The 8,159-nt window shown below is 56.8% G+C and carries 9 protein-coding genes and 1 pseudogene; 2 read left to right on the top strand and 8 right to left on the bottom strand.

What is annotated here, in order from left to right:
• From IPF85_RS10030 to IPF85_RS10020, 3 genes are all read right to left on the bottom strand, one after another.
• Window positions 1-300 (bottom strand): DUF6304 family protein (locus IPF85_RS10030; RefSeq protein WP_343407944.1); only part of this gene is annotated, 300 nt, incomplete at its 3' end.
• A gap of 404 nt (window positions 301-704) precedes the next feature.
• On the bottom strand, window positions 705-1,241 hold the full coding sequence (locus IPF85_RS10025; protein WP_343407943.1) for a hypothetical protein: 537 nt from the start codon (window positions 1,239-1,241) through the stop codon (window positions 705-707).
• A 179-nt stretch (window positions 1,242-1,420) separates the two neighbouring features.
• On the bottom strand, window positions 1,421-1,987 hold the full coding sequence (locus IPF85_RS10020; protein WP_343407942.1) for an HNH endonuclease: 567 nt from the start codon (window positions 1,985-1,987) through the stop codon (window positions 1,421-1,423).
• A 316-nt stretch (window positions 1,988-2,303) separates the two neighbouring features.
• On the opposite strand from IPF85_RS10020, the gene IPF85_RS10015 reads away from it, so the two are divergent.
• Together IPF85_RS10015 and IPF85_RS10010 are read left to right on the top strand one after the other, a co-directional pair.
• Complete coding sequence (locus IPF85_RS10015) at window positions 2,304-2,525, top strand: helix-turn-helix transcriptional regulator (RefSeq protein ID WP_343407941.1); 222 nt, start codon at window positions 2,304-2,306, stop codon at window positions 2,523-2,525.
• Window positions 2,522-3,109 carry a ScaI family restriction endonuclease gene (locus tag IPF85_RS10010; protein ID WP_343407940.1) on the top strand — a complete coding sequence of 196 codons (588 nt, stop codon included), beginning with the start codon at window positions 2,522-2,524 and terminating at the stop codon, window positions 3,107-3,109. Before IPF85_RS10015 ends, IPF85_RS10010 begins: the two co-directional genes overlap by 4 nt.
• Here the strand turns inward: IPF85_RS10010 and IPF85_RS10005 are convergent.
• The 5 genes and pseudogenes from IPF85_RS10005 to IPF85_RS09985 all read right to left on the bottom strand — a co-directional run bounded on the left by IPF85_RS10005 (window position 3,086) and on the right by IPF85_RS09985 (window position 7,705).
• A pseudogene (locus IPF85_RS10005) lies at window positions 3,086-3,933 on the bottom strand (site-specific DNA-methyltransferase). The gene IPF85_RS10010 and the pseudogene IPF85_RS10005 overlap by 24 nt on opposite strands.
• A 651-nt stretch (window positions 3,934-4,584) precedes the next feature.
• Complete coding sequence (locus IPF85_RS10000) at window positions 4,585-4,992, bottom strand: hypothetical protein (protein WP_343407939.1); 408 nt, start codon at window positions 4,990-4,992, stop codon at window positions 4,585-4,587.
• Between the two features lie 1,090 nt (window positions 4,993-6,082).
• Entirely contained in the window at window positions 6,083-6,643 is a 561-nt protein-coding gene (locus IPF85_RS09995) for a hypothetical protein (protein WP_343407938.1), read from the bottom strand.
• Window positions 6,644-7,287: 644 nt separating this feature from the next.
• Complete coding sequence (locus IPF85_RS09990; protein WP_343407937.1) at window positions 7,288-7,488, bottom strand: DUF2442 domain-containing protein; 201 nt, start codon at window positions 7,486-7,488, stop codon at window positions 7,288-7,290.
• Window positions 7,472-7,705 carry a DUF4160 domain-containing protein gene (locus IPF85_RS09985; RefSeq protein WP_343407936.1) on the bottom strand — a complete coding sequence of 78 codons (234 nt, stop codon included), beginning with the start codon at window positions 7,703-7,705 and terminating at the stop codon, window positions 7,472-7,474. The genes IPF85_RS09990 and IPF85_RS09985 overlap by 17 nt, the downstream gene beginning before the upstream one ends.
• Window positions 7,706-8,159 lie beyond the last annotated feature (454 nt).

The following is an 8,159-nucleotide window of genomic DNA, read 5'->3' as shown; positions in this document are numbered from 1 at the left end:
TTCATTGCCAACTACGACGACTAAGGGTATTTCGCATTCTAGTTGATAATTGCTCAACATATAGGCTTCACGACCAGCATCGGGAATGTTGCCTGTGACATGAGTCGCGATGAATACAGACACAAAATCAAAGAGTTCCTTTTGCTCTTCGTCAAAGGTAGTCGGCTCTAAAGAATCAAAATCCTCTCCAACAAACGCTACTTCACGAATCTCCATTCGTAGAAGTTTTCCGTCATTTTGGATCGTTGTGATTTCTTCGCCCAAGCTATCACGATATTTTGCTGGATAATTGACAATCATGGTTATTGACCTTGATGATAGTTTTGCGCGATGAGCGGCTAACGGCCAGGTTCACCTGCGGCTGCGCCTGGCGATGCTCTCGCGACGGCAAGCGTTTGTCGGCGCATCCGTCAGGCGCAACCAGTGTTAGGCCCCGCCCTGGTGACCAGCACCGCCCAACGAGACCCACCACCCATGACGGCGAACCGGACTGATGCTCCGCCGTGCGACCCGTGGCCCAACAGGATGCGCGACCACCCACACCTGCGAACGCCGTCTGGTTGATGTACCGCTGTGTGTTGCGCCACCTACGCAGGAGCGTCACGCTACGACTGCTTAACGTTCCCACGACAGCTTCGGTAGCCGCTGCACAACGCGACCATTTTCAATCGGTCTCCTTGATATCCGGCGTCTTCGGCGTGCCGCTACGTCAAAGACGGGCCAGGCAGGTGCGTAGTGTCCGACGCCAGCGCCAACCAGTGCGCCAACGGAAAATCCATCCCTTGACGCAACAACTGCCGAGCTGCGGTGCGAAGCGCTACAGCCGCTTCCATAGCCGTTGCAGCCCGAAGCGTGGCACTGTGTACGGTCTCCATGGCGCGGTAGACAGCGTGCTGACAATCGGCTGAGATCGTCGTCTCGATCTCCCAACTCAACGTTGGCGACCTCTCACCAAAATACCACGACGGCCGAAGCTCAATGATGAAGTCGACGCAGTTAGCGCCATCAATACAAGCGCCAATGTGGCTACCGATCGCGGTCTGTCCAGACACCATCCATGACAGCTCAAGGCCAGTGCCGTCCCATCCCGCACCGTCACGACCGAGGTGGCGTGCGAGTTCAAGTAAGGCCCCGTCGACCTCGTCGAAGATGGCACGCATGTTGGCATCGTCCTCGGCTGAAAGCGGCCCGAGAACAGCCTCAAGATGTGGCTGGTTCTTGCGTAGCGACGATGTTTCCATGTTACGGACGCCCGCCCAACGGCTGGTGTAAGCTGCGGCTGCGCCCACCCAACCTGCAATTGCGCGAGCTCGACCAGCGCAGCCGTCAGCTTGACGCAATGTTAGGCCACGCCCAAGCACCAAGCCGACAAAACGAGACCCGCCCGCCCCCGATGGCGAACTGTGTTGACCACTCGTCGTCACAGGGCACGTGTTCGTAGACCGATTTCAACTCTTGCGGCCTTGAACCAATTCCTCATTGATCCATTCGCGAGAAACTCAGGATGTACCTGGACGTAGTCGAGAAACCATCCCACGAGTCCATCCCAAATGTGGAAGTCCCCAGGCGGATGAAGTGTCCAGCCAAGTTGCTCCAGAGTCCAGTTCATCTTGGCACTGTTGCGGGCCATGGACGTCGTGACCCAGTTTGAGTCATCATCCGCTCCTCCGTGTGTGACCGGAATGAGATGGTCAACAGTGGCACTCAATTCCCAGTACGCTCGATGCGTGACATCCGTCTTCCAGTTCGGGTGGTAGGGGAAATCGATTGGCAGCGCCATCGAAATCACTCGGAGCACCGGTGGAAAGACCAGACGTTCACCTGTGTACCGATCGATGAATCCATCACGGATGAAGATACGGATCGCCTCTTGTGGGCCGTAGGTGCGCTTGATGACTTGGTCAGGGGCAAACGGGTACTCGCATCTGAGTAGATCGGCTGCTGTATCCAACGCTCCTGTCCGAATCGCTTCGCAGACAGTTTTCAAGACGCAAATCTTCTCGATTTTCTACCTCCAACGCTTGCGCCTTCTTGCCCAACGGACAAGGTTCAGTTGCGGCTGCGCCTCACGTACCTCCCGCAACCCACGGCCCCACCGGCGCAACCGTCAACTGGAACCAGTGGTTAGGCAAAGCCCAAGCACCAGACCCGCATAACGAGACCCGCCGCCCGTGGTGGCGAAACTCTCTCATCGCAATTGTATGACGGGCGAGTATGACCTTGCCGAAGCAAATTATCACAAGGTCTCAGTATGATACTTATATAGTGTAGACCTATAAGTATCATCCGTGCATAATTGCGACATGCCAAAATCGCTTCTTCACAAGCTCGGAGATAATATCCGCCAGCATCGTCTAGCGAAGGGTCTCTCGCAAGAGAAACTTGCTGAGCTGACAGGTCTACACCGTACTTATGTCGGCAGTGTTGAGCGAGGAGAGCGCAATATCAGCCTTCTCAACCTGGCCCGTATAGCGACGGCTCTGGATGCCTCCCTATCCGATCTCGTATCTGGAGTAGAACAGTGATATCACCCTACTTGGGACTGCCGATAGAGAGTTGGGAAAACCGGACTCGTGAATTGATCGATGAACATCCTCTTGAAATGATCGAGATAAACGATGTCGTTTTGAAAGTATGGAACGACATGTTTAGTTCTGGAATCGGCAGCAAGCCCTTCAAAATCGGCGAGGATCTTTTTCCACGGCCACAGATCATGGCGTATTTTCTACATGAACTGATCCCCTTAGAGTTTTCTCGTCGCTATCCGGGAACTTGGAGGCGTGAAGAAACCGCCGATGAGAAAGACCTTGTCTATACCCCTGATCCAAAGTATTCTGTGGAGATCAAGACCTCTTCAAGCGCAAAGAGCATATTCGGAAATCGAAGTTATGCACAAGAGACAGACAGTCCAAAAAAGAACAAGTCAGGCTACTATCTTGCTGTTAATTTCGAGAAGTTCAAAGCATCAGTGAGGCCCAAAATAGTAGGAGTCAGATTTGGCTGGCTAGATTATTCTGATTGGATTGGACAGGCAGCAGCAACCGGACAACAAGCACGACTCGATCCCAGCGTGGGAAAATACAAGCTACTCAAACTCCCCCTCCAATAGACGCATCTGCTGAGGCGCGGTGAGAAACCTCTCGATTCTGTCAGCCGTGATTTGGCAGTAACCAGTATTTACCTCCATCCCCACAACGCTCCTGTCTAGTTGCAGGGCGGCGATAGCGGTTGTACCTGAGCCAATAAAGGGATCGAGTATTATTTCCCCGATATTCGATGACGCTTTGATTATTCTCTCAATCAACGCTCGCGGGAATTGGGCGGGGTGTGGGTTCGCTCTCTTGAACTTCGATTTGTCCCTGACGTGACCTTTGGTATCTGCCAAACGTCTGAGGGATTCTTTCCTAGTGAGTTGACTTTTATCTTTCCGTTCTGTTTCTGATTAGGTTATTTGACATTTGGGTCACGAACCTCATCAAGATTGAAAGTGTAACTTAGCGAGTCCTTTACGTACCACAGAAACTTCTCGTTACGTGGCGAGAAGAATCGCTTGCCAGCGACACCAGCACCATAGTTCCAGACAATTTCCTGAACCAAAAAGAAAGGCATTCGATTCCACAGCAAATAGGACAGTGGAATAGCCTTAGAACGATTAGGAATGGAGATGTATCCTAGATTTAGCCAGAAGGCTCCGCCGCATTTTGTCAGCCGATATACCTCCGCGATCCACTTTTCGCACCAACTGAGATAGTCATCGAGAGGCAGTATTTGTTCGTACTCCTTCCCGATATTGTAAGGAGGACTTGTGACAGTCAGATCTACGAAGGATTCCGGTATTCTTCTCATTGCGTCCAGACAGTCGACATTATAGATTGCACAGTTGGGTGCTTCATAGAATGGCTTTCCGAGATAGTTAGTTATGTTTCCGATCATGTGAGCAAGTCCTGGCAAGGCATCGTGATACTTATCATAGTCAGAGCCTCTTCTTCGCCAAGTTATCTTTCGCAAGCATTTTGGCTATCTCTGGATGCCCAACGCCGACCGTCAGCCGCCGGGGCCGCCAACACCGTCAACCGGCCCAGATCCTCCCCGGTCGGTGTACGGAATGTTGGGCAGCGGTGCCACCAGCAGAGCCTGACCGGACGAGCCTGGGCAAACCAGCGAACCATTCCAACCGCCTGCCCGTGGACGCCCCCACCGAGGCTCCGCCCAACGCCAACCGTCAGCCGCCGGGGCCGCCAACATCGTCAACCAGCCCAGATCCTCCCCGGTCGGTGTACGGAATGTTGGGCAGCGGCCCCCCAAGCACCACCAGACCGAGCGGGCCTGAGCAAACCAGCGAGCCATTCCAACCGCCTGCCCATGGACGCCCCCGCCGAGGCTCCGCCCAACGGCCGGCTTCACCTGCGGCTTCACCTGCGGCTGCGCCTGCGGCTGCGCCTGACGGCTGCGCCTCCGTGACTTGCGCGGCCCACGATCCTACCGGCGCAGCCGTCAGGTGGAAGCAATGTTAGGCCCGTGGCCCTGAACCGTGGCGACCTGCCGCCTCGATCGCCGACAGATCCACTCCTACCGACCACATTGTTACTTTGGATTCTTGCCCTCGCCGCTCTCGCCTTCGGTGGCCTTGTATGTGAGCTTGCGTAGTTCGTTGATTTGCTCTTTCATTTGCTGACGCTGTGACGGAGAGAATACCGAACCAAACATACCCTCAGTGATTTCGAGTTCGAGGAGGCGAGACTCGGCCATAAGTACGTTTAGGCGATTCATGGTCTCCACGGCTTGCTTACCTTCTTTAGCCAGATTGCCCAATTCACGCTCAATCTCGACAGGGCCGATTTTGGCTCGCTTCACATCTGTTCCCGCAAATTGATCGATCAATTTGCGCAGAGGCTTTCTGAAGATGACAAGGGCCAACAAGATCATTACAGGCAAAGAACATAACAATGAACCAATCGTCTTTACCCATTCCATGACTTCGTTTGACGGCATATGAGTATCTCCAGGCGAACGTCGGTTAGTAGTCTTCCTTATCCTGCATCCTGCGGCGTAGGTGACGGCTTGCGCCCAACGCCAACCGTCAGCCGCCGGGGCCGCCAACACCGTCAACCGGCCCAGATCCTCCCCGGTCGGCTGCACGGAATGTTGGGCAGCGGCCCCCCAAGCACGACCTGACCGGACGGGCCTGGGCGAACCAGCGAACCCTTCCATTCCAACCGCCTGCCTATGGACGCTCCCGCCGAAGCTCCGCCCAACGCCAACCGTCAGCCGCCGGGGCCGCCAACATCGTCAACCGGCCCAGATCCTCCCCGGTCGGCTGCACGGAATGTTGGGCAGCGGCCCCCCGAGCAGAGCCTGACCGGACGGGCCTGGGCAAACCAGCGACCCCTTCCATTCCAACCGCCTGCCCGTGAACGGCCGTCGAAGGGCCGCCCAACGCCAACCGGTCTCCAATCTCCGGTCTCCAATCCGGTCTCCGGCAGAGCCGCCCAACGCCAACCGTCAGCCGCCGGGGCCGCCAACATCGTCAACCGGCCCAGATCCTCCCCGGTCGGCTGCACGGAATGTTGGGCAGCGCCGCCCCCAGCAGAGCCTGACCGGACGAGCCTGGGCAAACCAGCGAACCATTCCAGCCGCCTGCCTGTGGACGCCCCCGCCGAGAGCCGCCCAACGCCAACCGTCAGCCGCCGGGGCCGCCAACATCGTCAACCGGCCCAGATCCTCCCCGGTCGGCTGCACGGAATGTTGGGCAGCGGCGCTCCCGACAGAAACATGACCTGCCCCCGCCGCCAGCAGAGCCTGACCGGACCGGCCTGGGCAAACCAGCAACCCCTTCCATTCCAACCGCCTGCCCGTGGACGCTCTCGCTGCAGAGCCGCCCAACGGTCTCGGCGTCCAGCCTGCCACCGACCCAAACGCCAATGGTCAAAACCGATGCTCAACTTTGGCAGCTGGGCGGGTCGGCTGCACGCCGTGTTGGGCGCTGCCTGCGGAACAAGTGCTTTGCCTGCTGATCTCAGCCCCAATCTACAAAGTATCCGGCGAGCGAGTGTCCGTTTGCGAAGCAGTCCGTTTGTCCGATTCAGAGTCCGTTGTCGGCCCGGCTGCGCCGTGTTGGGCGGCCAATACCGTATTTACGTATTTCTTCTAATTTGCCGTCCTTCACGATGAAGTTTCTAACTGCTTCTTGGCCGAGTTCCTGAAATGCCTTCCACTTGTTGGGCCATCCAGTCTGTTTCTGTTCTTCTTTAACAATAGGTTCAAGAACCAACCATGATTTCGCAAGAGGATCATCCCAAACTTCGAGAAGACTTTTTCTACCCACGAAACGCGCTAAGTGTGCGAATTCATCCATTCGTCGGCAAACTTGTTTGGCCTCCAGTTTTTCTTCCTCTGTCCAAGGCTTCTCAAGGTTGTCTAATCGCGCGAAAACTTTTCTGCGAGTCTCAGTGAATTTCTCTTCGGTGAATACATCTTGTGCTTTGAGCCAAGCATCAAAGCGCAATTGCTTAGAGGCAAGCCAAATGGCAAAGACTGCGACACCAGTGAAAATAGCGCCCAGGCAGGACGAAATGGCGCTGATGGCAGACCATAGCATCTCACACCCAAGCGTCTGGGTTAGGGTGTTGCATATGTTTTCCAACGTAACCTTTCCTTAATCGCAGCTAGTTAGTCGCCGCCCAACGCCAACCGTCAGCCGCCGGGGCCGCCAACATCGTCAACCGGCCCAGATCCTCCCCGGTCGGCTGCACGGAATGTTGGGCAGCGGCCTTCGGAGCAGAGCCTGACCGGACGGGCCTGGGCAAACCAGCGAACCCTTCCATTCCAACCGCCTGCCCGTGAACGGCCCGTCGAAGGGCCGTCCAACGCCAACCGGTCTCCAATCTCCGGTCTCCGGCAGAGCCGCCCAACGCCAACCGTCAGCCGCCGGGGCCGCCAACATCGTCAACCAGCCCAGATCCTCCCCGGTCGGCTGCACGGAATGTTGGGCAGCGGCCCCCCCAGCAGAGCCTGACCGGACCGGCCTGGGCAAACCAGCGAACCATTCCAACCGCCTGCCTATGGACGCCCCCGCCGAAGCTCCGCAAGTCCGCCCAGGCCGGGAGTGCGGCGGTTCCAAAACCGCCCGGACCGCCCGACCCCATCGCCTGCAACCCGTGTTGAGCGGGCTACTAGCGGTGAACCGCTGCTTGATTAGGCAGATTGCAAATCGGCGCCCGCGAGCAACCCCCGCCACGGAGATGTCCTATGTCCGACCAATGGAGGCTTTTCCCACCGCCACCAATTTCATAGCGGTCCCTGTTCCGGCGTGGCTTCGTGAAGCAACGGAAACCAAAGAATGGGAACGCTGATGATCCGTCCATCGGTCAGATACACTTCCATCAACGCCTCCCGAAACTTCACACTTTGGGCTAAGGCGGTCGTGGGCCGATACGCCGGTCGAAATTTCAGTTTCGGTTTCGCGGGACTTTCAACCAAGGTGCTCATGCCAGGCCTCCACGAACTCTGCTTGATGTTGGCGAACCAGCCGCCCAATCTCGTTCAATTCGTGGGCTTTGAAGCCGTAATTGGATACCAAGCGCACCGGGTCGAGCCAGAACTTGGCTTGGTCGCTCTCCGCTTTGACGTGGACGTGCGGCGGCTCATTGTTTTCGTTACTGAAAAAGAGAAAGCGGTAACGCCCGATGCGTAAGATGGTTGGCATAGATATTGACCCAACGGTTTTCTGTATTTTACACTGAGTGGCTTATTCGTGATCGCCCGCTGCTGACGTGATAACTCCTGTTTCCCCTTGTGGGGCTAGCCGGCCCAACGCCAACCGTCAGCCGCCGGGGCCGCCAACATCGTCAACCGGCCCAGATCCTCCCCGGTCGGTGTACGGAATGTTGGGCAGCGGCCCCCCGAGCACGACCTGACCGGACGAGCCTGGGCGAACCAGCGACCCCTTCCATTCCAACCGCCTGCCCGTGAACGGCCGTCGAAGGGCCGTCCAACGCCAACCGGTCTCCAATCTCAGGACAGAGATCAGAGATCAGAGATCAGGTGTGTGGAAGGCGAGAGTTCTGCGGTCTCCGGTCTCCGATCTCCAACCTTCGGTCTCCAACAGACCCGCCCAACGGCCAAGTTCAGTCCGAGGTCCCCTCGGCGTCCGCAGTCCA

This window comes from Candidatus Amarolinea dominans (assembly GCF_016704685.1).
In the GTDB taxonomy this organism is placed as follows: Bacteria; Chloroflexota; Anaerolineae; order SSC4; family Amarolineaceae; genus Amarolinea; species Amarolinea dominans.
Note: the sequence above shows the minus strand (reverse complement) of the source record. Positions and strands in the feature narration are given on the sequence as shown.